Genomic DNA, 22537 nt, shown 5'->3' with positions numbered 1-22537 from the left:
TCTATACAGCCCGGATTTTCTGGCCTCAAGCAGGTTATCCACAGAAGGTTATCCACTTAAGATTTATAGATTCTTCAGAAAAGCTTTTTATATGTCTCTTCTTTTTTTCATGTTGTCCCCAATTCGTGTGTCCGATCAAGCACCCTTGGGGGATGAACAAGCACGCACCGTCCATCACGTGCTCTATATGGAAAGACTGGTTGGAAATTGACCTACGGGCTTGCTTTCTCTAGAATCGCCGGTCTCTTAAAAAGGGGGCCATCCCGGCCCGTCGTCGACAAACCAGGTAACACGCCATGAAACGTACTTTCCAACCAAGCACCATCAAGCGCGCGCGCACCCACGGCTTCCGTGCCCGTATGGCTACCAAGAACGGCCGCGCTGTTCTGTCGCGTCGTCGTGCCAAAGGCCGTAAGCGTCTGGCCATTTGATTTTTCGGCACAGGTGGTGAGTCAGGACTTCAGTCGGGAAAAGCGACTGCTTACACCCCGACATTTCAAAGCGGTCTTCGACTCCCCAACCGGCAAGGTTCCAGGGAAAAACCTGCTGATCCTTGCTCGCGAGAACGGCCTCGATCACCCACGCCTTGGCCTGGTGATCGGCAAGAAGAGCGTCAAGCTCGCCGTTCAACGCAACCGCCTCAAGCGCTTGATGCGCGATTCCTTTCGCCTGAACCAGCAATTGCTTGCCGGGTTGGACATTGTGATCGTCGCGCGCAAGGGATTGGGTGAGATAGAAAACCCGGAATTGCACCAACACTTTGGCAAACTCTGGAAACGCCTGGCGCGCAGCCGGCCCAGTCCAGCAGTAACCGCCAATTCCGTAGGGGTAGACAGCCAAGATGCGTAAACTGGCGCTCGTTCCGATCCAGTTTTACCGTTACGCCATTAGTCCTCTGATGGCCAATCACTGTCGTTTCTTCCCCAGTTGCTCCTGTTACGCTTATGAAGCCATCGAAAACCACGGCCTCTGGCGTGGTGGGTGGCTAGCCGTTCGTCGCCTGGGGCGTTGTCATCCGTGGAACGACGGCGGTTTCGATCCCGTTCCTCCCGCTCCTTCCTCCCGAACTTCTTCGATAGCCGAGTAATCATGGATATTAAACGCACGATCCTGATCGTCGCCCTGGCAATCGTGTCCTACGTCATGGTCCTCAAGTGGAACCAGGACTACGGCCAGGCTGCCCTGCCGACTCAGAATACTGCTGCCAGCACCGTTGCCCCGGGTTTGCCGGATGGCGTACCGGCCGGTAACGCCGGCGCCAGCGCCGATGTGCCAAGCGCCAACGCCGAAACCAGCGCAGCCGAACTGGCACCGGTTGCGGTCAGCAAGGACCTGATCCGGGTCAAGACCGATGTCCTGGAGCTGGCTATCGATCCGGTCGGTGGTGACATCGTCCAGCTGAACCTGCCGCAGTACCCACGTCGCCAGGACCACCCGGAAATTCCGTTCCAGCTGTTCGACAACGGTGGCGAACGTGTCTACCTGGCACAAAGCGGCCTGACCGGCGTAAACGGTCCGGATGCCCGCCCTGCCGGTCGCCCTCTGTACGCTACCGACAAGAAGGGTTACCAGCTGGCCGATGGCCAGGAACAACTGGTGGTCGACCTGAAGTTCAGTGACAACGGCGTCAACTACATCAAGCGCTTCAGCTTCAAGCGCGGCGAGTACGACCTGACCGTCAGCTATCTGATCGACAACCAGAGCGGTCAGGCCTGGAGCGGCAACATGTTTGCCCAGCTCAAGCGTGACGCCAGCTCCGATCCGTCGTCGAGTACTGCCACCGGCACCGCCACCTACCTGGGCGCTGCCCTGTGGACTGCTTCCGAGCCTTACAAAAAGGTCTCGATGAAGGACATCGACAAAGGTAGTTTGAAAGAAAATGTGTCCGGCGGCTGGGTTGCCTGGCTGCAGCACTACTTCGTGACCGCCTGGATTCCGGCCAAGTCGGACAACAACGTTGTCCAGACCCGCAAGGACAGCCAGGGCAACTACATCATCGGCTACACCGGCCCGGCCATCAGCGTGCCTGCTGGCGGCAAGGTCGAAACCAGCGCCATGCTGTACGCCGGCCCGAAAATCCAGTCCAAGCTGAAAGAGTTGTCCCCAGGCCTGGAACTGACCGTCGACTATGGCTTCCTGTGGTTCATCGCCCAGCCGATCTTCTGGCTGCTGCAACATATCCACAGCCTGCTGGGTAACTGGGGCTGGTCGATCATCGTGCTGACCATGCTGATCAAAGGCCTGTTCTTCCCGCTGTCGGCTGCCAGCTACCGTTCGATGGCGCGCATGCGTGCCGTTGCGCCGAAGCTCGCTGCACTGAAGGAACGCTTCGGTGACGATCGCCAGAAGATGTCCCAGGCGATGATGGAGCTGTACAAGAAAGAGAAGATCAACCCGCTGGGCGGCTGCTTGCCGATCCTGGTGCAGATGCCAGTGTTCCTGGCCCTGTACTGGGTACTGCTGGAAAGCGTGGAAATGCGCCAGGCTCCATGGATGCTGTGGATTACCGACCTGTCGATCAAGGATCCGTTCTTCATCCTGCCGATCATCATGGGCGCCACCATGTTCATCCAGCAGCGCCTGAACCCGACGCCGCCGGATCCGATGCAGGCCAAGGTGATGAAAATGATGCCGATCATCTTCACCTTCTTCTTCCTGTGGTTCCCGGCTGGTCTGGTGCTGTACTGGGTTGTGAACAACTGCCTGTCGATCGCACAGCAGTGGTACATCACCCGCAGCATCGAAGCAGCCACCAAAAAAGCTGCTGCTTGACAGGCTACTGCGCTAGCCTGTGAATAAAAACGCCCCCTAGTGGGGCGTTTTTGCTATCTGTCGTTTTTGTCGTAGAGGCTTTCCAGCATGAACACTGTGCGTGAAACCATCGCCGCCATCGCCACCGCCCAGGGCCGCGGCGGTGTGGGTATTGTCAGGTTGTCCGGCCCTCTGGCTGCCAAGGCCGGCCAGTTGATCACCGGCCGTACGCTTACCCCGCGCCACGCCCATTACGGCCCGTTCCGCGACGAGGAAGGCCTGGTGCTGGACGAAGGGATCGCGCTGTTCTTCCCCGGGCCGAATTCGTTCACCGGCGAGGACGTGCTGGAACTGCAGGGCCACGGTGGCCCGGTGGTGCTGGATATGCTGCTGCAGCGCTGTGTACAGGTTGGTTGCCGGCTGGCTCGCCCGGGTGAGTTCAGCGAGCGTGCATTCCTCAACGACAAGCTCGACCTGGCCCAGGCCGAAGCCATTGCCGACCTGATCGAAGCCAGTTCCAGCCAAGCTGCGCGCAATGCCCTGCGTTCGCTACAGGGGGAGTTCTCCAAGCGCGTGCACTTCCTGACCGATGCGTTGATTGCGCTGCGCATCTACGTCGAGGCGGCGATCGACTTCCCTGAAGAGGAAATCGACTTCCTCGCCGACGGCCATGTGCTGGCGATGCTCGATACCGTGCGGGGCGAGTTGTCCAAAGTACAGCGTGAAGCCGGGCAGGGGGCTTTGCTGCGTGACGGCATGACTGTGGTCATCGCCGGTAGGCCGAATGCTGGCAAGTCGAGCCTGCTGAACCAGCTGGCCGGGCGGGAAGCGGCCATCGTGACTGATATTGCCGGCACCACGCGGGACATCCTGCGCGAACATATCCACATCGACGGCATGCCGCTACACGTGGTCGATACTGCCGGTTTGCGCGACACCGATGACCATGTGGAAAAGATTGGCGTGGAACGTGCGCTGAAGGCCATTGGCGAGGCAGATCGGGTGTTGTTGGTGGTGGACTCCACCGCGCCCGAGGCCAGCGACCCGTTCGCCCTGTGGCCAGAATTTCTCGACCAGCGGCCAGACCCGGCCAAGGTGACGCTGATTCGGAACAAGGCTGATCTTAGTGGTGAGCGGGTAGCGCTGGAACAGTGCGATGACGGCCATGTAACGATCACCCTCAGTGCCAAAGGGGACGATGCAGGGCTGCAGTTGCTGCGTGACCACCTGAAGGCCTGCATGGGTTATGAACAGACGGCCGAGAGTGGCTTCAGCGCTCGCCGGCGCCATCTGGATGCCCTGCGCCAGGCCAGTGAGCACCTGGAACATGGCCGTGCACAACTGACCCTGGCTGGCGCGGGTGAGCTGTTGGCGGAAGACCTTCGGCAGGCGCAGCAGGCCCTGGGTGAGATTACCGGGGCATTCAGCTCTGATGACCTGCTGGGGCGGATTTTCTCCAGCTTCTGCATCGGCAAGTAATCCACAGCCGGGTAACACCAAGAGCCGCTCCTTCGGGAGCGGCTTTTTTTTTCCTCAAATTTCGCAGCTCTCACGGAAATCGCGCCACACCTGAAGACTCTGCAGATTCCTGTGGGAGCGGGTTCACCCGCGAAGAGGCCGGTGCAGGTTCACATTCTTTTCATTCACCTACCCCAATCTGCTCTCAGGAGCCCTGTGGAAAACTCGCCTTCAGCCCCGTTGATAAGCAGGCTTTTTTTCTGAGGACAAACGTGCTTGTGGGTAAACAGCCATTTAATCCACAGGCTAAATCGTGTTATCCATAACCCTCATGGTACTCCAGCCACAGGGTTTAATTTTGCTCTACACAGCATGGATAAAGGCATGCATAAGCTTATCCACAGAAAGGCTTGTGCATAAGAATAAACATAAAAACAAAGCTTTTTTAAATTTCTCCTCTTTGATTTCTGTTGGCTGCCACTCATCCACAGACTGGTCAAAATTTGCTCAGACGGTTTCTTTAAAGGGTGTGAAGTCCCTATACTTGTCCGCTTACCTTCTCTATTCGCAAAAACAGGCACGAGGTGCGTGGTGGATTTCCCTTCCCGTTTTGAAGTGATCGTCATCGGCGGCGGCCATGCCGGTACCGAGGCTGCGCTTGCGTCTGCACGTATGGGTGTGAAAACCCTGCTGCTGACCCATAACGTGGAAACCCTCGGTCACATGAGCTGCAACCCCGCCATTGGCGGTATTGGCAAAAGCCATCTGGTCAAAGAGATCGATGCCCTCGGCGGCGCCATGGCGCTGGCCACCGACAAGAGCGGCATCCAGTTCCGCGTTCTGAACAACCGCAAGGGCCCGGCTGTACGCGCTACCCGTGCACAGGCCGACCGCGCCATCTACAAGGCAGTGGTGCGTGAAATCCTGGAAAACCAGCCGAACCTGTGGATATTCCAGCAGTCCTGCGACGACCTGATCGTCGAGCAGGACCAGGTCAAAGGCGTGGTGACCCAGATGGGCCTGCGTTTCTTCGCCGAATCGGTGGTACTGACCACCGGTACTTTCCTCGGCGGGCTTATCCACATTGGTTTGCAAAACCATTCCGGTGGTCGCGCCGGCGATCCGCCTTCGATCGCCTTGGCCCACCGCATGCGTGAACTGCCGCTGCGCGTCGGCCGCCTGAAAACCGGTACCCCGCCCCGCATCGACGGCCGTTCGGTGGACTTCTCGGTGATGACCGAGCAGCCAGGCGATACGCCGATTCCGGTTATGTCGTTCATGGGCAATGCCCAGATGCACCCGCGCCAAGTGAGCTGTTGGATCACCCACACCAATGCGCGCACCCACGAGATCATCGCCTCGAACCTCGACCGTTCGCCGATGTACTCGGGTGTCATCGAAGGTGTCGGCCCGCGCTACTGCCCGTCGATCGAAGACAAGATCCACCGCTTCGCCGACAAGGAAAGCCACCAGGTGTTCATCGAGCCGGAAGGCCTGACCACCCATGAGCTGTACCCCAACGGTATTTCCACTTCGCTGCCGTTCGACGTGCAGCTGGAGCTGGTGCGGTCGATCCGTGGCATGGAGAACGCCCACATCGTGCGCCCGGGCTATGCCATCGAATACGACTACTTCGACCCGCGTGACCTCAAGTACAGCCTCGAGACCAAAGTCATCGGCGGCCTGTTCTTCGCCGGCCAGATCAACGGCACCACCGGTTACGAAGAAGCCGGCGCCCAAGGTTTGCTGGCCGGGACCAACGCGGCCCTGCGGGCGCAGGGCCGAGACAGCTGGTGCCCGCGCCGCGACGAGGCATACATCGGCGTACTGGTCGACGACCTGATTACCCTGGGTACCCAGGAGCCGTACCGCATGTTCACTTCGCGTGCCGAGTACCGCCTGATCCTGCGCGAAGACAACGCCGACCTGCGGCTGACCGAAAAGGGCCGTGAACTCGGCCTGATCGACGACCAGCGTTGGGCCGCCTTCTGCGCCAAGCGCGACGGCATCGAACGCGAGGAGCAGCGCCTGAAGTCGACCTGGGTACGCCCGAACACCGAGCAAGGCCAGGCGATTGTGGATAAGTTCGGTACCCCGCTCAGCCACGAGTACAGCCTGCTCAACCTGCTGGCGCGCCCGGAAATCGACTACGCCGGCCTGATCGAGGCAACCGGCGGCGAAGCGATCGATCCACAGGTCGCCGAGCAGGTCGAAATTCGCACCAAGTACGCCGGCTACATCGACCGCCAGCAGGATGAAATCGCACGTCTGCGCGCCAGCGAAGACACCCGCCTGCCTGTGGATATCGATTACTCGACGATTTCTGGCCTGTCCAAGGAAATCCAGGGCAAGCTGGGCCAGACCCGTCCGGAAACCCTGGGTCAGGCTTCGCGTATCCCGGGCGTGACCCCGGCGGCGATTTCCCTGTTGCTGATTCACTTGAAAAAACGCGGCGCTGGCCGCGAATTGGAGCAAAGCGCTTGAGTTCCCTGGTCACCCCGCAACACGCTGAAGAGTTGTCCACAGGTGCGCGTCAGCTCGGTGTCGAGCTGAGCGCCGAGCATCACGAGATGCTGCTCGGCTACCTGGCCCTGCTGATCAAATGGAACAAAGCCTACAACCTCACCGCCGTGCGTGACCCCAACGAGATGGTGTCGCGTCACCTGCTCGACAGCCTCAGTGTCATGCCGTTTATCCACAGCGAGCGTGATAATTGGCTGGATGTCGGCAGTGGCGGTGGCATGCCCGGTATCCCGTTGGCTATCCTGCATCCACACAAGCGCGTGACGGTGCTGGACGCCAATGGCAAGAAGACCCGCTTCCTGACCCAGGTGAAAATGGAGCTCAAGTTGGACAACCTCACGGTTATCCACAGCCGGGTCGAAGCCTTCCAGCCGGCACAACCTTTCAGCGGAATCATCTCTCGCGCCTTCAGCAGCATGGAGAACTTCACCAACTGGACCCGCCACCTGGGCGACACCGGGACGCAATGGCTTGCAATGAAGGGGCTGCATCCTGCCGATGAACTGGTAGCATTGCCCGCAGACTTCACAGTGGAAAGCGAGCAGGCCCTGACCGTTCCAGGTTGCCAGGGCCAGCGCCATCTGCTGATACTGCGCCGCAAGGCATGACTGGGAACACACGCAACAATGGCTAAGGTATTCGCAATCGCGAACCAGAAAGGTGGTGTGGGCAAGACCACCACCTGTATCAATCTCGCTGCCTCGCTGGCCGCGACCAAGCGTCGTGTGCTGCTGATCGACCTCGATCCGCAGGGCAACGCCACCATGGGCAGCGGTGTGGACAAGCACGAGCTCGAGCACTCGGTCTACGACCTGTTGATCGGGGAATGCGACCTGGCCCAGGCCATGCATTACTCCGAGCACGGTGGTTTCCAGTTGCTGCCGGCCAACCGTGACCTGACAGCCGCCGAAGTGGTGCTGCTGGAAATGCAGGTCAAGGAGAGCCGCCTGCGCAACGCCTTGGCGCCTATCCGCGAGAACTACGACTACATCCTCATCGATTGCCCTCCGTCGCTGTCGATGCTGACGCTCAACGCACTGGTCGCTTCAGATGGCGTGATCATCCCGATGCAGTGCGAGTATTACGCACTGGAAGGTCTCAGCGACCTTGTGGATAACATCAAGCGCATCGCCGCCCGGTTGAACCCGGAGCTGAAGATCGAGGGCCTGCTGCGGACCATGTACGATCCGCGCCTGAGCCTGAACAACGATGTCTCGGCGCAGCTGAAGGAGCACTTTGGCCCGCAGCTGTACGACACGGTCATTCCGCGCAACATTCGCCTGGCCGAGGCCCCGAGCTTCGGCATGCCGGCCCTGGCCTACGACAAGCAATCGCGAGGCGCGCTGGCTTATCTGGCCCTGGCTGGGGAACTGGTACGCCGTCAACGCCGTCAATCACGCACTGCACAAACAACTTAAGGAATCCGTATGGCCGTCAAGAAACGGGGTCTCGGACGTGGGTTGGATGCACTGCTCAGTGGTCCTTCCGTCAGCGCGCTCGAAGAGCAGGCTGTGAAGATCGACCAGAAAGAACTGCAACACCTGCCGGTCGAGCTGATCCAGCGTGGCAAATACCAGCCGCGTCGGGACATGGACCCGGAGGCGCTGGAAGAGCTCGCGCACTCGATTCGCAACCATGGCGTGATGCAACCGATCGTGGTGCGCCCGATCGATGGCAACCGCTACGAGATCATCGCCGGTGAGCGCCGCTGGCGCGCCACCCAGCAGGCTGGCCTGGACAAGATCCCGGCGATGGTCCGCGAAGTGCCCGACGAAGCCGCCATCGCCATGGCGCTGATCGAGAACATCCAGCGTGAAGACCTCAACCCGCTGGAAGAGGCGCTGGCCCTGCAGCGCCTGCAGCAGGAGTTCGAACTCACCCAGCAACAGGTGGCCGATGCCGTAGGCAAGTCGCGGGTAACTGTGGCCAACCTGCTGCGCCTGATCACCCTGCCTGACGCGATCAAGACCATGCTTGCCCATGGCGACCTGGAGATGGGCCACGCCCGAGCATTGCTCGGCCTGGAAGAACACCGGCAGGAGGAGGGGGCGCGTCATGTTGTCGCACGTGGCCTCACCGTGCGCCAAACCGAGGCACTGGTTCGCCAGTGGCTCAGTGACAAACCTGATCCGGTCGAACCGAGCAAACCTGATCCGGATATCGCACGCCTTGAACAGCGGCTCGCAGAGCGCCTGGGCTCGGCCGTGCAGATACGCCATGGCAACAAGGGCAAAGGCCAATTGGTTATTCGCTACAACTCGCTTGACGAGTTGCAAGGCGTGCTTGCTCACATCCGCTGAAACAATTCCCGTTGTAGCGCGCAGTCGGAAATCACTACCGAATAGTTGAATAGGGGTTAATCCACCCCTATACTCTGCGCGCATTTTGTCGGCACAAATTATGCCAAGTCATAACTGACTTGCTGGTCGACTTCCGAGGAGCAGTTGTGATGGAAATCCGCACGCCAAACCGCCTGCCTTTCCATCGCTGGGCGGTTTTCCCGGTACTGCTGGCTCAATTCGTCGTACTGCTGCTGGCAACGTTGGTGTTGTGGCAGTGGAAAGGGGCGGTCAGTGGATATTCAGGCCTTTGCGGAGGTTTGATTGCCTGGCTACCCAATGTGTATTTCGCCTGGAAGGCTTTTCGCTTCAGTGGGGCCCGGGCGGCACAAGCCATCGTCAAGTCGTTCTACGCTGGCGAGGCAGGCAAGATGATTTTGACGGCAGTGCTTTTTGCACTGACCTTCGCAGGAGTGAAGCCACTGGCGCCGCTAGCAGTATTCGGCGTCTTCGTGTTGACCCTTTTGGTCAGCTGGTTCGCGCCCCTGCTGATGAATAAAAGACTTTCGAGACCTTAGGGCGTTTGAGGCAACCATGGCAGCAGAAACCGCTTCGGGCTATATCCAGCACCACTTGCAGAACCTGACCTACGGTCAACTACCAGACGGCAGCTGGGGCTTCGCCCATTCGGCTGCAGAAGCCAAGGCAATGGGCTTCTGGGCGTTCCACCTGGACACCCTGGGTTGGTCCGTCGCGCTGGGTCTGATCTTCCTGTTCATCTTCCGCATGGCGGCCAAGAAGGCGACTTCCGGCCAACCTGGCGGCCTGCAGAACTTCGTAGAAGTGATGGTGGACTTCGTCAACGGCAGCGTGAAGGACTCCTTCCACGGCCGTAGCCCAGTAATCGCTCCGCTGGCGCTGACCATTTTCGTCTGGGTATTCCTGATGAACGCCGTCGACCTGGTACCGGTCGACTGGATTCCTCAGCTGGCCATCCTGATCTCCGGTGACCCGCACATTCCGTTCCGCGCCGTGTCGACCACCGACCCGAACGCGACCCTGGCCATGGCCTTCTGCGTGTTCGCCCTGATCATCTTCTACAGCATCAAGGTCAAGGGCCTGGGCGGCTTCATCGGTGAGTTGACCCTGCACCCGTTCGGCAGCAAGAACATCTTCGTTCAGATCCTGCTGATTCCGGTCAACTTCCTGCTGGAATTCGTCACCCTGATCGCCAAGCCGATCTCGCTGGCACTGCGTCTGTTCGGCAACATGTACGCCGGCGAACTGGTGTTCATCCTGATCGCTGTAATGTTCGGCTCCGGCCTGCTGTGGCTCAGCGGCCTGGGTGTGGTGCTGCAATGGGCGTGGGCTGTGTTCCACATCCTGATCATCACCCTGCAAGCTTTCATCTTCATGATGCTGACCATCGTCTACCTGTCGATGGCTCACGAAGATAACCATTAAGACCGCCTGGCGTGTCTGATAGCCTTCCCCGCCTGTTCGGGGGGAGGGCTTAAAAAGTCCGCAAGGGCATGCTGTACCAAACGATTTGTTTTACCGCTTCAAACTAAAAACCTAACCAATACGACGTAAAAGTCGGGAGGAAAGATGGAAACTGTAGTTGGTCTGACCGCTATCGCTGTTGCTCTGCTGATCGGCCTGGGTGCTCTGGGTACCGCCATTGGTTTCGGCCTGCTGGGCGGCAAGTTCCTGGAAGGCGCTGCTCGTCAACCAGAAATGGTTCCGATGCTGCAGGTTAAAATGTTCATCGTTGCCGGTCTGCTCGACGCCGTAACCATGATCGGTGTTGGTATCGCTCTGTTCTTCACCTTCGCGAATCCGTTCGTTGGTCAGATCGCCGGCTAATCACTCGTCACCACGAGTTGATGGCTGTATGAATTAAGACCGAGCGAGGTGTTGGCGTGAACATTAATGCAACCCTGATTGGCCAATCCGTTGCTTTTCTGATTTTTGTACTCTTCTGCATGAAGTATGTGTGGCCTCCGGTCATCACTGCCCTGCAAGAGCGCCAAAAGAAGATTGCCGACGGCTTGGACGCTGCCAACCGCGCAGCTCGCGACCTGGAGCTGGCCCAAGAGAAAGCGGGTCAGCAACTGCGCGAAGCTAAAGCACAGGCAGCCGAAATCATCGAGCAAAGCAAGAAACGCGCTGCTCAGCTTGTCGAGGAAGCCCGTGATCAGGCCCGCGTCGAAGCTGACCGTGTGAAGGCTCAGGCTCTGGCCGAGATCGAACAGGAACTGAACAGCGCTAAAGACGCCCTGCGCGCCCAAGTGGGTGCCCTGGCCGTTGGTGGTGCTGAAAAGATCCTTGGCGCCACAATCGATCAAAACGCGCATGCGGAGCTGGTTAACAAACTGGCCGCTGAAATTTAAGCGAGGGCGATCATGGCAGAACTGACCACGTTGGCCCGACCTTACGCTAAGGCTGCCTTTGAGCATGCCCAGGCCCATCAGCAACTGGCCAATTGGTCAGCCATGCTCGGCCTGGCTGCTGCGGTGTCGCAAGACGACACCATGCAGCGCCTGCTCAAGGCCCCGCGACTGACGAGCGCAGAAAAGGCCGCCACGTTCATTGACGTGTGCGGTGACAAGTTCAATGCACAGGCACGGAATTTCATTCATGTTGCCGCGGAAAACGACCGTCTCCTGCTTCTGCCGGAGATTGCCGCCCTGTTCGACCTGTACAAGGCCGAGCAAGAGAAATCCGTGGACGTGGAAGTCACCAGTGCCTTCGCGTTGAACCAAGAACAGCAAGACAAACTCGCCAAGGTTCTCAGTGCACGGTTAGGCCAGGAAGTGCGCCTGCACGCGTCGGAGGATGCCAGCCTGATTGGCGGCGTCGTCATCCGCGCCGGTGACCTGGTAATCGATGGCTCTGTTCGCGGCAAAATCGCGAAACTGGCCGAAGCATTGAAATCTTGAGTTTGAAGGGGCAGCAGAGCAATGCAGCAACTCAATCCTTCCGAAATTAGTGAAATCATCAAGGGCCGCATCGACAACCTCGATGTGAGCTCCCAAGCCCGTAACGAAGGTACCGTTGTTTCGGTATCCGACGGTATCGTGCGGATCCACGGTCTGGCCGACGTCATGTACGGCGAAATGATCGAGTTCCCTGGCAGCGTATTCGGCATGGCCCTGAACCTGGAGCAAGACTCCGTAGGTGCAGTGATCCTGGGTGCCTATGACACCCTCGCCGAGGGCATGAGCGCCAAGTGTACCGGTCGCATCCTGGAAGTTCCGGTCGGCAAAGGCCTGCTGGGCCGCGTCGTCGACGCTCTGGGTAACCCGATCGATGGCAAAGGTCCTCTGACCACCACCGAAACCGACGCGGTCGAAAAGGTCGCTCCAGGCGTGATCTGGCGTAAGTCGGTAGACCAGCCTGTACAGACTGGCTACAAGTCCGTCGACGCCATGATCCCTGTCGGCCGTGGCCAGCGCGAGCTGATCATCGGTGACCGTCAGATCGGCAAGACCGCCATGGCCATCGACGCCATCATCAACCAGAAAGACTCCGGTATTTTCTGTGTTTATGTTGCTGTCGGCCAGAAGCGTTCCACCGTTGCCAACATCGTTCGCAAGCTGGAAGAAGCCGGCGCCCTGGCCAACACCATCGTGGTCGTTGCCAGTGCTTCGGAATCCGCCGCACTGCAGTTCCTGGCGCCATACGCCGGCTGCACCATGGGCGAGTTCTTCCGTGACCGCGGTGAAGACGCCCTGATCGTTTACGACGACCTGTCCAAGCAGGCCGTTGCCTACCGTCAGATCTCCCTGCTGCTGCGCCGTCCACCAGGACGTGAAGCGTACCCAGGTGACGTGTTCTATCTCCACTCCCGTCTGCTGGAGCGTGCATCGCGCGTTTCGGAAGAGTATGTCGAGAAGTTCACCAACGGCGCAGTCACTGGCAAGACCGGTTCCCTGACCGCCCTGCCGATCATCGAAACCCAGGCTGGCGACGTTTCCGCGTTCGTTCCGACCAACGTGATTTCCATCACCGACGGTCAGATCTTCCTGGAATCGGCCATGTTCAACTCGGGCATCCGCCCAGCAGTGAACGCCGGTGTTTCGGTATCCCGCGTAGGTGGTGCCGCTCAGACCAAGATCATCAAGAAGCTGTCCGGTGGTATCCGTACCGCTCTGGCTCAGTACCGTGAACTGGCTGCATTCGCCCAGTTCGCTTCCGATCTGGACGAAGCGACCCGCAAGCAGCTGGAGCATGGTCAGCGTGTTACCGAGCTGATGAAGCAGAAGCAGTACGCGCCGATGTCCATCGCGGACATGGCTCTGTCGCTGTACGCCGCTGAGCGTGGCTTCCTGACTGACGTAGAAGTCTCCAAGATCGGTAGCTTCGAGCAAGCACTGATCGCCTTCTTCAACCGTGATCACGCTGAACTGATGGCGAAGATCAACGTGAAGGGTGACTTCAACGACGAAATCGACGCAGGCCTGAAAGCCGGTATCGAGAAGTTCAAGGCCACCCAGACCTGGTAAGCCGCAGCGGGGGCTCAGGCCCCCGCTTGCTAACCTGATAGGTGATACATGGCAGGCGCAAAAGAGATTCGCAGTAAGATTGCGAGCATCAAAAGCACGCAAAAAATTACCAGCGCCATGGAGAAAGTGGCGGTCAGCAAGATGCGCAAGGCACAAATGCGCATGGCTGCTAGCCGTCCTTACGCGGAGCGTATCCGCCAGGTGATCGGTCATCTGGCCAACGCCAACCCGGAATACCGCCACCCGTTCATGATCGAGCGCCCTGTAAAGCGCGCCGGTTATATCGTGGTGAGCAGTGACCGTGGTCTGTGCGGTGGCTTGAACACCAACCTGTTCAAGGCCCTGGTCAAGGACATGAACGAAAACCGCGAACAGGGCGTGGAAATCGACCTGTGCGTGATCGGCAGCAAGGGTGCGACTTTCTTCCGCATCTTTGGCGGCAACGTCGTAGCCGCGATCAGCCACTTGGGCGAAGAGCCATCGATCAACGATCTGATCGGCTCCGTCAAAGTGATGCTGGACGCCTACCTGGACGGCCGTATCGATCGCCTCTCGGTGGTTTCGAACAAGTTCATCAACACCATGACCCAGAAGCCAACGGTCGAGCAATTGGTACCGTTGGTGGCAACCCCGGATCAGGATCTCAAGCATCACTGGGACTACCTGTACGAACCCGACGCAAAAGAGCTGCTGGACGGCTTGATGGTGCGTTACGTGGAGTCGCAGGTGTACCAGGCGGTGGTCGAGAACAACGCTGCTGAACAAGCGGCCCGGATGATCGCCATGAAGAACGCCACAGACAACGCCGGTGATTTGATCAAAGAGCTTCAGTTGATCTACAACAAGGCGCGTCAGGCTGCGATCACCCAGGAGATCTCGGAAATCGTCGGCGGCGCTGCCGCGGTTTAACGGTTCAAATATTCAGAGGATCCAGCTATGAGTAGCGGACGTATCGTTCAAATCATCGGCGCCGTCATCGACGTGGAATTCCCACGTGACGTCGTGCCGAGTGTTTACAACGCGCTGAAAGTACAAGGCGCGGAAACCACCCTGGAAGTTCAGCAGCAGCTGGGCGACGGCGTGGTTCGTACCATTGCGATGGGCTCGACCGAAGGCCTGAAGCGCGGTCTGGAAGTCGTTGACTCCGGCGCTGCCATTTCCGTTCCTGTTGGTAAGGCCACCCTGGGCCGTATCATGGACGTACTGGGCAACCCGATCGACGAGGCCGGCCCGATCGGCGAAGAAGAGCGTCGCGGTATCCACCAGCCAGCGCCTTCGTTCGCTGACCAGGCAGGCGGCAACGACCTGCTGGAAACCGGCATCAAGGTTATCGACCTGGTTTGCCCGTTCGCCAAGGGTGGTAAGGTTGGTCTGTTCGGTGGTGCCGGTGTCGGCAAGACCGTAAACATGATGGAACTGATCCGTAACATCGCCATGGAACACAGTGGTTACTCCGTGTTCGCTGGTGTGGGTGAGCGTACTCGTGAGGGTAACGACTTCTACCACGAGATGAAGGACTCCAACGTTCTCGACAAGGTAGCGCTGGTCTACGGTCAGATGAACGAGCCACCAGGAAACCGTCTGCGCGTAGCGCTGACCGGCCTGACCATGGCCGAGAAGTTCCGTGACGAAGGTAACGACGTTCTGCTGTTCGTCGACAACATCTATCGTTACACCCTGGCCGGTACCGAAGTATCCGCACTGCTGGGCCGTATGCCTTCGGCAGTAGGTTACCAGCCGACCCTGGCTGAAGAGATGGGCGTTCTGCAAGAGCGTATCACCTCCACTAAGGAAGGTTCGATCACCTCCGTTCAGGCCGTATACGTACCTGCGGACGACTTGACCGACCCGTCGCCTGCGACCACCTTCGCCCACTTGGACGCCACCGTCGTTCTGTCCCGTGACATCGCCTCCCTGGGTATCTACCCAGCGGTCGACCCACTGGACTCGACTTCGCGCCAGCTGGACCCGAACGTGATCGGCAACGAGCACTACGAGACCGCTCGTGGCGTTCAGTATGTTCTGCAGCGCTACAAAGAGCTGAAAGACATCATCGCGATCCTGGGTATGGACGAACTGTCCGAAGCCGACAAGCAACTGGTAGCCCGCGCTCGTAAGATCCAGCGCTTCCTGTCGCAGCCGTTCTTCGTGGCCGAAGTCTTCACCGGTTCGCCAGGCAAGTACGTTTCCCTGAAAGACACCATCGCTGGCTTCAGCGGCATCCTCAAAGGTGACTACGACCACCTGCCAGAACAAGCGTTCTACATGGTCGGCAGCATCGACGAAGCGATCGAGAAAGCCAAGAAACTGTAATTCCTGCGCCCCGCAAGGGGCGCTATCAGGTTGAGGCAAGCAGATGGCTATGACAGTCCATTGCGATATCGTCAGCGCGGAAGGAGAGATCTTCTCCGGCCTGGTCGAGATGGTAGTTGCGCACGGTAACCTGGGTGATCTTGGTATCGCTCCGGGTCACGCGCCGCTGATCACCAATCTCAAGCCTGGTCCGATCACGCTGACCAAGCAGGGTGGCGCCCAAGAGGTGTTCTACATCTCTGGTGGTTTCCTCGAGGTTCAGCCGAACATGGTCAAGGTGCTTGCCGATACCGTGCAACGTGCTGCAGACCTGGATGAAGCTCAGGCTCAGGAAGCCCTCAAGGCTGCCGAGAACGCCCTGAATCTGAAAGGCGCGGACTTCGACTACGGCGCCGCCGCCGCACGTCTGGCCGAGGCCGCAGCTCAGCTGCGTACCGTCCAGCAAATGCGCAGAGGCAAGTAATCGGCCCTCGGCTGATAACTTCTGTTGCGATTGAGTAAAAGGGTAGCCTCGGCTACCCTTTTTCTTTTTCTGATTTCTCTCCCCCGGTCATTTCACTGACCACCCAGGATTGGTAGCCAGTAATGTCACTCGATATCGTTATTCTCGCCGCCGGCCAAGGCACCCGCATGCGCTCGGCGCTGCCCAAGGTGCTGCACCCGGTTGCCGGCAACTCCATGCTCGGCCATGTTATCCACAGCGCGCGCCAGCTGCAGCCGCAAGGTATTCATGTGGTCATTGGCCATGGTGCCGAGCTGGTTCGCGAGCGCCTGGCCGCCGACGACCTGAACTTCGTCATGCAGGATAAGCAGCTGGGTACCGGCCATGCGGTTGCCCAGGCATTGCCGGCCTTGACCGCCGAAACCGTGCTGGTGCTGTACGGTGATGTGCCTTTGATTGAAGTGGAAACCCTGCAGCGCCTGCTGGCGAAGGCCAACGAGCAGCAGCTGGGCCTGCTCACGGTGACCCTCGACGACCCGACCGGTTATGGCCGTATCGTGCGTGACGAGCAGGGGAAGGTGACCGCCATCGTTGAGCACAAGGACGCCAACGATGCGCAGAAAGCGATCAAGGAAGGCAACACCGGTATTCTGGCCCTGCCGGCCGCGCGTCTGGCCGACTGGATGGGTCGCCTGTCGAACAACAATGCCCAGGGTGAGTATTACCTGACCGATGTCATCGCCATGGCTGTAGCTGACGGCCTGGTAGTGGCTACTGAACAGCCGCACGACCCGATGGAAGTGCAAGGTGCCAACGACCGTCGCCAGCTGTCCGAACTGGAGCGCCACTACCAGTTGCGTGAAGGCCGTCGCCTGATGGCCCAGGGCGTAACTTTGCGCGACCCGTCGCGCTTCGATGTCCGCGGTGAAGTGACCGTTGGCCGTGACGTGCTGATCGATATCAACGTGATTCTCGAAGGCAAGGTGGTCATCGAGGACGATGTGCAGATCGGCCCTAACTGCGTGATCAAGAACACCACCCTGCGCAAAGGCGCAGTGGTCAAGGCCAACAGCCACCTTGAAGGCGCCGTGATGGGCGAGGGCAGCGATGCCGGCCCGTTCGCCCGCCTGCGCCCGGGTAGCGTGCTGGACGCCAAGGCACATGTGGGTAACTTCGTCGAACTGAAGAACGCTCACCTGGGTGAGGGCGCCAAGGCCGGTCACCTGACTTATCTGGGCGATGCCGAAATCGGTGCTCGTACCAACATCGGCGCCGGCACCATCACCTGCAACTACGATGGCGCGAACAAGTTCAAGACCGTGATGGGCGAGGATGTATTCATCGGCTCGAACAACTCGTTGGTAGCGCCTGTGGAAATCAAGGCTGGTGCGACCACTGCAGCCGGTTCGACCATCACTCAGACCGTTGAGGCAGGCGATCTGGCGGTGGCTCGTGCACGTCAGCGCAACATCTCGGGTTGGAAGCGGCCGGAAAAGATCAAGAAGAGCTGAGTTATACACAGCTGTTTCGATCGAAAGCCGACTTATGTGAATAAGTCGGCTTTTTATTTTGCGGCATATCGCAGCCTCTGTAGGAGCGACCTTGTGTCGCGATGGACTGCAAAGTAGGCCCGACAATTTCTCTTTTGCCTCGAAAACCCTGGGGCCGCGCTGCGGCCCATCGCGACACAAGGCCGCTCCTACAGGGGCCGCGCCAGTGCAGAGAGAATCTATCCACAGGGCAGTGACGACTTGACGAATCGCTCATCTTAGGTTTTGATTGCCATCATTATCTTTCGAATCGAAACTTAAGCGCTCATGTCGAAACGAAACACCCCGCAGCGGCGGCACAACATCCTGGCTTTGCTCAGCGAGCAGGGCGAGGTGAGTGTGGACGCGTTGGCCAAGCGTTTCGCTACCTCGGAGGTCACCATCCGCAAGGACCTCGCTGCCCTGGAAACCAATGGCCTGTTGCTACGGCGTTATGGTGGCGCGGTCCCGGTGCCTCAAGAGCTGCTCGGTGAACCTGCCCAGCCGGTGTCTTCCTATAAAAAGGCCATCGCCCGCGCTGCTGTGGCGCGTATCCGCGAACATGCGCGCATCATCATCGACAGCGGCAGCACCACGGCAGCCATGATCCCTGAACTGGGCCGCCATCCTGGCCTGGTGGTGATGACCAATTCGATGAACGTGGCCCGCGCCATCTGCGACCTCGAACACGAGCCGGTGCTGCTGATGACCGGTGGCACCTGGGACCCGCATTCCGAGTCGTTCCAGGGCCAGGTGGCCGAGCAGGTGTTGCGCTCCTACGATTTCGACCAACTGTTCATCGGCGCCGACGGCATCGACCTCGGCCGCGGTACCACCACCTTCAACGAACTTCTCGGGCTGAGCCGGGTCATGGCCGAAGTCGCCCGTGAAGTGATCGTGATGGTCGAATCGGACAAGGTAGGGCGCAAGATCCCTAACCTCGAGCTGCCCTGGGGCAGCGTGCACACCCTTATTACTGACGAACGCCTGCCCGCAGCGGCACGCGAACAAATTCAAGCCCGCGGCATCAACCTGATCTGCGCCGCGATCAGCCAGGAGCAATAAACCATGTGTGGAATCGTTGGTGCCGTCGCCGAGCGCAACATCACAGCCATCCTGATCGAAGGCCTCAAGCGTCTTGAGTACCGCGGGTACGACAGCGCCGGCCTGGCCGTCCTCACCCAGAACGGTGAACTGCAGCGCCGTCGCCGTATCGGCAAGGTCAGTGAACTGGAAGCCGCTGTTGCCGCCGAGCCACTGGCCGGCCAGCTGGGCATCGCCCACACTCGCTGGGCCACCCACGGTGCGCCGACCGAGGGCAACGCCCACCCGCACTTCTCGGGCCATGAAGTGGCCGTGGTGCACAACGGCATCATCGAGAACCACGAAGAACTGCGCGAAGAGCTGAAGGGCCTTGGCTATGTCTTCACTTCGCAGACTGATACCGAAGTCATCGTCCACCTGATCCACCACACCCTGAAGAGCATTCCGGACCTGACCGATGCCCTGAAGGCTGCGGTGAAGCGCCTGCATGGTGCTTACGGCCTGGCGCTGATCAGTGCCAAGCAGCCTGACCGCCTGGTAGCCGCACGCAGTGGCAGCCCGCTGGTGATCGGCCTGGGTCTGGGCGAGAACTTCCTGGCGTCCGACCAGCTGGCCCTGCGCCAGGTCACCGACCGCTTCATGTACCTGGAAGAAGGCGACATCGCCGAAATCCGCCGTGACCAGGTCTCCATCTGGGACCAGGATGGCCACAAGGTCCAGCGCGAAACCGTGCAGTACCACGAAGGTGCCGAAGCTGCCGACAAAGGTACCTACCGCCACTTCATGCTCAAGGAAATCCACGAGCAGCCAAGCGTGGTGCAGCGCACCCTGGAAGGCCGGCTGGGCAAGGACAACGTTATGGTCCAGGCCTTCGGCCCGCAGGCTGCCGAACTGTTCGCCAAGGTGCGTAACGTGCAGATCGTTGCCTGCGGTACCAGCTACCACGCCGGCATGGTCGCCCGTTACTGGCTGGAAAGCCTGGCCGGGATCCCGTGCCAGGTCGAAGTGGCCAGCGAGTTCCGTTACCGCAAGGTGGTAGTGCAGCCGGACACCCTGTTCGTCTCCATCTCGCAGTCTGGCGAAACCGCCGACACCCTGGCCGCACTGCGCAACGCCAAGGAGCTGGGCTTCCTCGGCAGCCTGGCGATCTGCAACGTCGGTATCAGTTCGCTGGTGCGTGAGTCGGACCTGACCCTGCTGACTCTGGCCGGCCCGGAAATCGGCGTGGCTTCGACCAAGGCTTTCACCACCCAGCTTGTTTCGCTGATGCTGCTGACCCTGGCTCTGGGCCAGGTGCGCGGTACCCTGGAAGCCGGCGTCGAAGCCGAGCTGGTTGATGAACTGCGCCGCCTGCCGGCCCGCCTGGGCGAAGCCCTGGCCATGGACGCCACCGTCGAGAAAATCGCCGAGCTGTTCGCCGACAAGCACCACACCCTGTTCCTCGGCCGTGGTGCGCAGTACCCGGTGGCGATGGAAGGTGCGCTCAAGCTCAAGGAAATCTCCTACATCCACGCCGAAGCCTACCCGGCAGGCGAGCTGAAGCACGGCCCGCTGGCTCTGGTGGACAACGACATGCCAGTGGTAACCGTTGCGCCGAATAACGAACTGCTGGAGAAGCTGAAGTCCAACCTGCAGGAAGTACGCGCCCGTGGTGGCGAGCTGGTAGTGTTTGCAGACGAGCAGGCCGGCATGACCAATGGCGAAGGTACCCACGTGATCAAGGTGCCGCACATCGCCGACGCCCTGGCACCAATCCTGTACACCATCCCGCTGCAGCTGCTGTCTTACTACGTGGCCGTGCTCAAGGGCACCGACGTGGACCAGCCGCGTAACCTAGCCAAGTCGGTTACGGTCGAGTAAGCCAGAAGCCAGGGGCGCTTTGCAGTGGTTTTAGAGAATTAAAACTGTCGCTAGAGAATAAAAACTGTCGCAGGAGCCGGTGAGGTCTGTCTCATCGTCTCCTGCGGTTCCACCGGCCTTCGCCTGACCTTCCATCCTCCCTAATCTGTAGACACCGACCAGCCATGCTGCTGCGAATCCAACCTGATGAATCGCTCCGTTCATTTGTCGATCGAAATCTTTATCTACAGCCCCGAAACTCTGATATAGATATTTTCAAACAGATAGCTCCCCGTTGCTTACACTGGCGTAGGGATACGGTAGTGTCAATTTCTAAAATTATGGGGTGGCATGGTTGTTACGGATTTAACAAGCTAGTGCACTTGCACACATACTACCCTATCCGTGGTGTCCTGAAGTCAAAAGGTAATTTATCGTATTCGGGTTCTGAGTTTATAAGCGATTCTTATCTCTTTGATTCTATATTATATAAGCGTGCTTACTGCCCACTTTGCGTAAAAGAAGATATCCAGCTACTGGGCTACTCCTACTGGAGACGTCTTTATCCCTATGTAACAGTCTGCGCTAAGCATAACGTTAATTTGCTGCGGAACTGTCAATTCTGTGAGCAACCGTTCTCGCGAGATGGTCACGCGGTCCGGGTGATGTGGAGTGGCTGCGGGGGGCGTAGCCTAGGCGAGGCACGGCCTACGGCCAACAAGGACCCCATGGCCCTGCGGCTGGCTCAGTTCTTTGAAAGAATCTGCTCCCTGGAGTATCACCTCTCAGCGGAAAAGGCTTTCCAACTACTTCAAAGTAATCTCAAAAATATAAATTACGAAGCGCTTGACTGGCGCTTGAGGAAAGCTATCGAGGAACTTTCACCAAGAATTAAATCGGGTGAGCGATGCTGCTTCGAATTCTTAGTGGGTGGGGAGCGTGTCTATGAAATGCTTGAGTTACTAGCGGTCGTGTACGAAAGCTTTGATCACTTTCTGGCCGACTGCTTAGACCTCAATCTTAATCCTATACCGATCGACTCCTACTGGAGTACTTACGAGATTCGCAGTGGTAACTCGGAGCACTACGTGAAGGAAGATTATCGCCTTGGACTAAGCTCATGGACATGTGCCGATACCGTAGGATACTCCGCATATCAAAACCGTCGACCGAGGATCTATCCTTGCTGCAACCTGCCTCATCCTAGGCTTATGGGGCATCAACTCAAGCCCGAAAAGGTAAAGGCTTCACTCCCGGCGGTTCCTCAGCTTGGAGCAACCGGTTGGGTTCCTGTGCCCACCAACAAATCGCCACAGACGTACCAGTCATCAATCGTCGGCGCATGAGGCCGTCTGCTGCGGTAACGTAAACCTTCCCCCCAGCGTTTGGCGTGAGAACGGAGGCCATATGCTTTCGATAGACCTCATCGGTCCGTGTGCTTGCGCATCTCCCCGCTGCTGGAGCGCGCAATACCGTTGTTTCGTTGCGCGGCGCGACCAGGTTCGGGGCCAGGCGATCTACGTTCTTGGAAGCGATCGCCTAGCGTCTGAGTGGTTAATGCGACCTGCGCTCGGCTTAGGCAAACGCACCCCCTGCAGCCTTCTGTTGGAGCCTGGGGGCTACCGCCAGGTCTGCGATCTGCTGTGGAGAATCGAGTACGGCGTGTACTGTTGAAGGGATGACTCTCTTGGCGAGATCGGCGGATCACTACCAATCGGTCGAACGCGGTGTTGGGCGCTCGGATTTTGCATGGTGCTATTCTGCTATTGCGGAGCTATAGTTTCGGTTGTCTCAATGTATATTTCCTCTTAGTGATTTTGTGGAATTGCATGAAACTACCCACACATCATT

General features: G+C 58.9%; 23 protein-coding genes. All 23 read left to right on the top strand.

Annotated elements, in window-relative coordinates; genetic code table 11:
• Positions 1-296: 296 nt before the first annotated feature.
• The 23 genes from rpmH to GEV38_RS28150 all read left to right on the top strand — a co-directional run bounded on the left by rpmH (position 297) and on the right by GEV38_RS28150 (position 22360).
• On the top strand, positions 297-431 hold the full coding sequence (gene rpmH / locus GEV38_RS27425) for a 50S ribosomal protein L34 (protein WP_003253163.1): 135 nt from the start codon (positions 297-299) through the stop codon (positions 429-431).
• Positions 432-444: 13 nt separating this feature from the next.
• Positions 445-849, top strand: a complete 405-nt coding sequence (gene rnpA, locus GEV38_RS27420) for a ribonuclease P protein component (RefSeq protein WP_003260020.1) — start codon at positions 445-447, stop codon at positions 847-849.
• Positions 842-1087 carry a membrane protein insertion efficiency factor YidD gene (yidD, locus tag GEV38_RS27415; RefSeq protein ID WP_015268406.1) on the top strand — a complete coding sequence of 82 codons (246 nt, stop codon included), beginning with the start codon at positions 842-844 and terminating at the stop codon, positions 1085-1087. Before rnpA ends, yidD begins: the two co-directional genes overlap by 8 nt.
• A 2-nt stretch (positions 1088-1089) precedes the next feature.
• Positions 1090-2772: a membrane protein insertase YidC gene (yidC, locus tag GEV38_RS27410; RefSeq protein WP_015268405.1), complete on the top strand. Its 1683-nt coding sequence runs from the start codon at positions 1090-1092 to the stop codon at positions 2770-2772.
• Positions 2773-2859: 87 nt separating this feature from the next.
• Positions 2860-4230 carry a tRNA uridine-5-carboxymethylaminomethyl(34) synthesis GTPase MnmE gene (gene mnmE, locus GEV38_RS27405; RefSeq protein WP_015268404.1) on the top strand — a complete coding sequence of 457 codons (1371 nt, stop codon included), beginning with the start codon at positions 2860-2862 and terminating at the stop codon, positions 4228-4230.
• A gap of 570 nt (positions 4231-4800) precedes the next feature.
• Positions 4801-6693 carry a tRNA uridine-5-carboxymethylaminomethyl(34) synthesis enzyme MnmG gene (gene mnmG, locus GEV38_RS27400; protein ID WP_015268403.1) on the top strand — a complete coding sequence of 631 codons (1893 nt, stop codon included), beginning with the start codon at positions 4801-4803 and terminating at the stop codon, positions 6691-6693.
• Positions 6690-7340: a 16S rRNA (guanine(527)-N(7))-methyltransferase RsmG gene (gene rsmG / locus GEV38_RS27395; protein WP_015268402.1), complete on the top strand. Its 651-nt coding sequence runs from the start codon at positions 6690-6692 to the stop codon at positions 7338-7340. Before mnmG ends, rsmG begins: the two co-directional genes overlap by 4 nt.
• 18 nt (positions 7341-7358) lie before the next feature.
• Entirely contained in the window at positions 7359-8150 is a 792-nt protein-coding gene (locus tag GEV38_RS27390; protein WP_012274913.1) for a ParA family protein, read from the top strand.
• A gap of 9 nt (positions 8151-8159) precedes the next feature.
• Complete coding sequence (locus tag GEV38_RS27385; RefSeq protein WP_003260029.1) at positions 8160-9032, top strand: ParB/RepB/Spo0J family partition protein; 873 nt, start codon at positions 8160-8162, stop codon at positions 9030-9032.
• Positions 9033-9181: 149 nt separating this feature from the next.
• A complete protein-coding gene (locus tag GEV38_RS27380; RefSeq protein WP_008092225.1) occupies positions 9182-9589 on the top strand; it encodes a F0F1 ATP synthase subunit I in 408 nt (135 codons plus the stop codon).
• A 16-nt stretch (positions 9590-9605) separates the two neighbouring features.
• Entirely contained in the window at positions 9606-10475 is an 870-nt protein-coding gene (gene atpB, locus GEV38_RS27375; protein ID WP_003260030.1) for a F0F1 ATP synthase subunit A, read from the top strand.
• 144 nt (positions 10476-10619) lie between these two features.
• Positions 10620-10877, top strand: coding sequence for a F0F1 ATP synthase subunit C (gene atpE / locus GEV38_RS27370; protein ID WP_003097235.1), 258 nt, complete (start codon positions 10620-10622; stop codon positions 10875-10877).
• Positions 10878-10933: 56 nt separating this feature from the next.
• On the top strand, positions 10934-11404 hold the full coding sequence (locus GEV38_RS27365; protein ID WP_003260032.1) for a F0F1 ATP synthase subunit B: 471 nt from the start codon (positions 10934-10936) through the stop codon (positions 11402-11404).
• Positions 11405-11416: 12 nt separating this feature from the next.
• On the top strand, positions 11417-11953 hold the full coding sequence (locus GEV38_RS27360; protein ID WP_003260034.1) for a F0F1 ATP synthase subunit delta: 537 nt from the start codon (positions 11417-11419) through the stop codon (positions 11951-11953).
• Between the two features lie 21 nt (positions 11954-11974).
• Positions 11975-13519, top strand: coding sequence for a F0F1 ATP synthase subunit alpha (gene atpA / locus GEV38_RS27355; protein ID WP_013974906.1), 1545 nt, complete (start codon positions 11975-11977; stop codon positions 13517-13519).
• Positions 13520-13567: 48 nt separating this feature from the next.
• The gene (atpG, locus tag GEV38_RS27350; protein ID WP_013974905.1) at positions 13568-14428 is read left to right on the top strand and encodes a F0F1 ATP synthase subunit gamma; all 861 of its coding nucleotides are present in this window, start codon (positions 13568-13570) and stop codon (positions 14426-14428) included.
• A 27-nt stretch (positions 14429-14455) separates the two neighbouring features.
• Positions 14456-15832, top strand: a complete 1377-nt coding sequence (gene atpD / locus GEV38_RS27345; protein WP_013974904.1) for a F0F1 ATP synthase subunit beta — start codon at positions 14456-14458, stop codon at positions 15830-15832.
• Between the two features lie 43 nt (positions 15833-15875).
• Positions 15876-16295, top strand: coding sequence for a F0F1 ATP synthase subunit epsilon (locus GEV38_RS27340; RefSeq protein WP_003260039.1), 420 nt, complete (start codon positions 15876-15878; stop codon positions 16293-16295).
• A gap of 122 nt (positions 16296-16417) precedes the next feature.
• Positions 16418-17785, top strand: a complete 1368-nt coding sequence (gene glmU, locus GEV38_RS27335) for a bifunctional UDP-N-acetylglucosamine diphosphorylase/glucosamine-1-phosphate N-acetyltransferase GlmU (protein ID WP_015268401.1) — start codon at positions 16418-16420, stop codon at positions 17783-17785.
• Positions 17786-18091: 306 nt separating this feature from the next.
• Positions 18092-18868, top strand: coding sequence for a DeoR/GlpR family DNA-binding transcription regulator (locus GEV38_RS27330; protein WP_015268400.1), 777 nt, complete (start codon positions 18092-18094; stop codon positions 18866-18868).
• Positions 18869-18871: 3 nt separating this feature from the next.
• Positions 18872-20707: a glutamine--fructose-6-phosphate transaminase (isomerizing) gene (gene glmS / locus GEV38_RS27325; RefSeq protein ID WP_015268399.1), complete on the top strand. Its 1836-nt coding sequence runs from the start codon at positions 18872-18874 to the stop codon at positions 20705-20707.
• A gap of 707 nt (positions 20708-21414) precedes the next feature.
• Complete coding sequence (locus GEV38_RS27320) at positions 21415-22032, top strand: hypothetical protein (RefSeq protein WP_152976791.1); 618 nt, start codon at positions 21415-21417, stop codon at positions 22030-22032.
• Between the two features lie 61 nt (positions 22033-22093).
• On the top strand, positions 22094-22360 hold the full coding sequence (locus GEV38_RS28150) for an antitoxin Xre/MbcA/ParS toxin-binding domain-containing protein (protein ID WP_081013914.1): 267 nt from the start codon (positions 22094-22096) through the stop codon (positions 22358-22360).
• Positions 22361-22537: the final 177 nt, after the last annotated feature.

The organism is Pseudomonas sp. 13159349, assembly GCF_013305685.1.
Taxonomy (GTDB): Bacteria; Pseudomonadota; Gammaproteobacteria; order Pseudomonadales; family Pseudomonadaceae; genus Aquipseudomonas; species Aquipseudomonas asiatica.
The sequence above is the reverse complement of the archived record's forward strand: the minus strand, read 5'-3'. Positions and strand labels throughout refer to the sequence as shown.

Excerpts from the sequence above, each read along its gene's own strand:
- rpmH (WP_003253163.1), top strand. The coding sequence starts at position 297 with ATGAAACGTACTTTCCAACCAAGCACCATCAAGCGCGCGCGCACCCAC.
- yidD (WP_015268406.1), top strand. The coding sequence starts at position 842 with ATGCGTAAACTGGCGCTCGTTCCGATCCAGTTTTACCGTTACGCCATT.
- yidC (WP_015268405.1), top strand. The coding sequence starts at position 1,090 with ATGGATATTAAACGCACGATCCTGATCGTCGCCCTGGCAATCGTGTCC.
- mnmE (WP_015268404.1), top strand. The coding sequence starts at position 2,860 with ATGAACACTGTGCGTGAAACCATCGCCGCCATCGCCACCGCCCAGGGC.
- GEV38_RS27390 (WP_012274913.1), top strand. The coding sequence starts at position 7,359 with ATGGCTAAGGTATTCGCAATCGCGAACCAGAAAGGTGGTGTGGGCAAG.
- GEV38_RS27385 (WP_003260029.1), top strand. The coding sequence starts at position 8,160 with ATGGCCGTCAAGAAACGGGGTCTCGGACGTGGGTTGGATGCACTGCTC.
- GEV38_RS27380 (WP_008092225.1), top strand. The coding sequence starts at position 9,182 with ATGGAAATCCGCACGCCAAACCGCCTGCCTTTCCATCGCTGGGCGGTT.
- atpB (WP_003260030.1), top strand. The coding sequence starts at position 9,606 with ATGGCAGCAGAAACCGCTTCGGGCTATATCCAGCACCACTTGCAGAAC.
- atpE (WP_003097235.1), top strand. The coding sequence starts at position 10,620 with ATGGAAACTGTAGTTGGTCTGACCGCTATCGCTGTTGCTCTGCTGATC.
- GEV38_RS27360 (WP_003260034.1), top strand. The coding sequence starts at position 11,417 with ATGGCAGAACTGACCACGTTGGCCCGACCTTACGCTAAGGCTGCCTTT.
- atpA (WP_013974906.1), top strand. The coding sequence starts at position 11,975 with ATGCAGCAACTCAATCCTTCCGAAATTAGTGAAATCATCAAGGGCCGC.
- atpG (WP_013974905.1), top strand. The coding sequence starts at position 13,568 with ATGGCAGGCGCAAAAGAGATTCGCAGTAAGATTGCGAGCATCAAAAGC.
- atpD (WP_013974904.1), top strand. The coding sequence starts at position 14,456 with ATGAGTAGCGGACGTATCGTTCAAATCATCGGCGCCGTCATCGACGTG.
- GEV38_RS27340 (WP_003260039.1), top strand. The coding sequence starts at position 15,876 with ATGGCTATGACAGTCCATTGCGATATCGTCAGCGCGGAAGGAGAGATC.
- glmU (WP_015268401.1), top strand. The coding sequence starts at position 16,418 with ATGTCACTCGATATCGTTATTCTCGCCGCCGGCCAAGGCACCCGCATG.
- GEV38_RS27330 (WP_015268400.1), top strand. The coding sequence starts at position 18,092 with ATGTCGAAACGAAACACCCCGCAGCGGCGGCACAACATCCTGGCTTTG.
- glmS (WP_015268399.1), top strand. The coding sequence starts at position 18,872 with ATGTGTGGAATCGTTGGTGCCGTCGCCGAGCGCAACATCACAGCCATC.
- GEV38_RS27320 (WP_152976791.1), top strand. The coding sequence starts at position 21,415 with ATGGCCCTGCGGCTGGCTCAGTTCTTTGAAAGAATCTGCTCCCTGGAG.
- GEV38_RS28150 (WP_081013914.1), top strand. The coding sequence starts at position 22,094 with ATGCTTTCGATAGACCTCATCGGTCCGTGTGCTTGCGCATCTCCCCGC.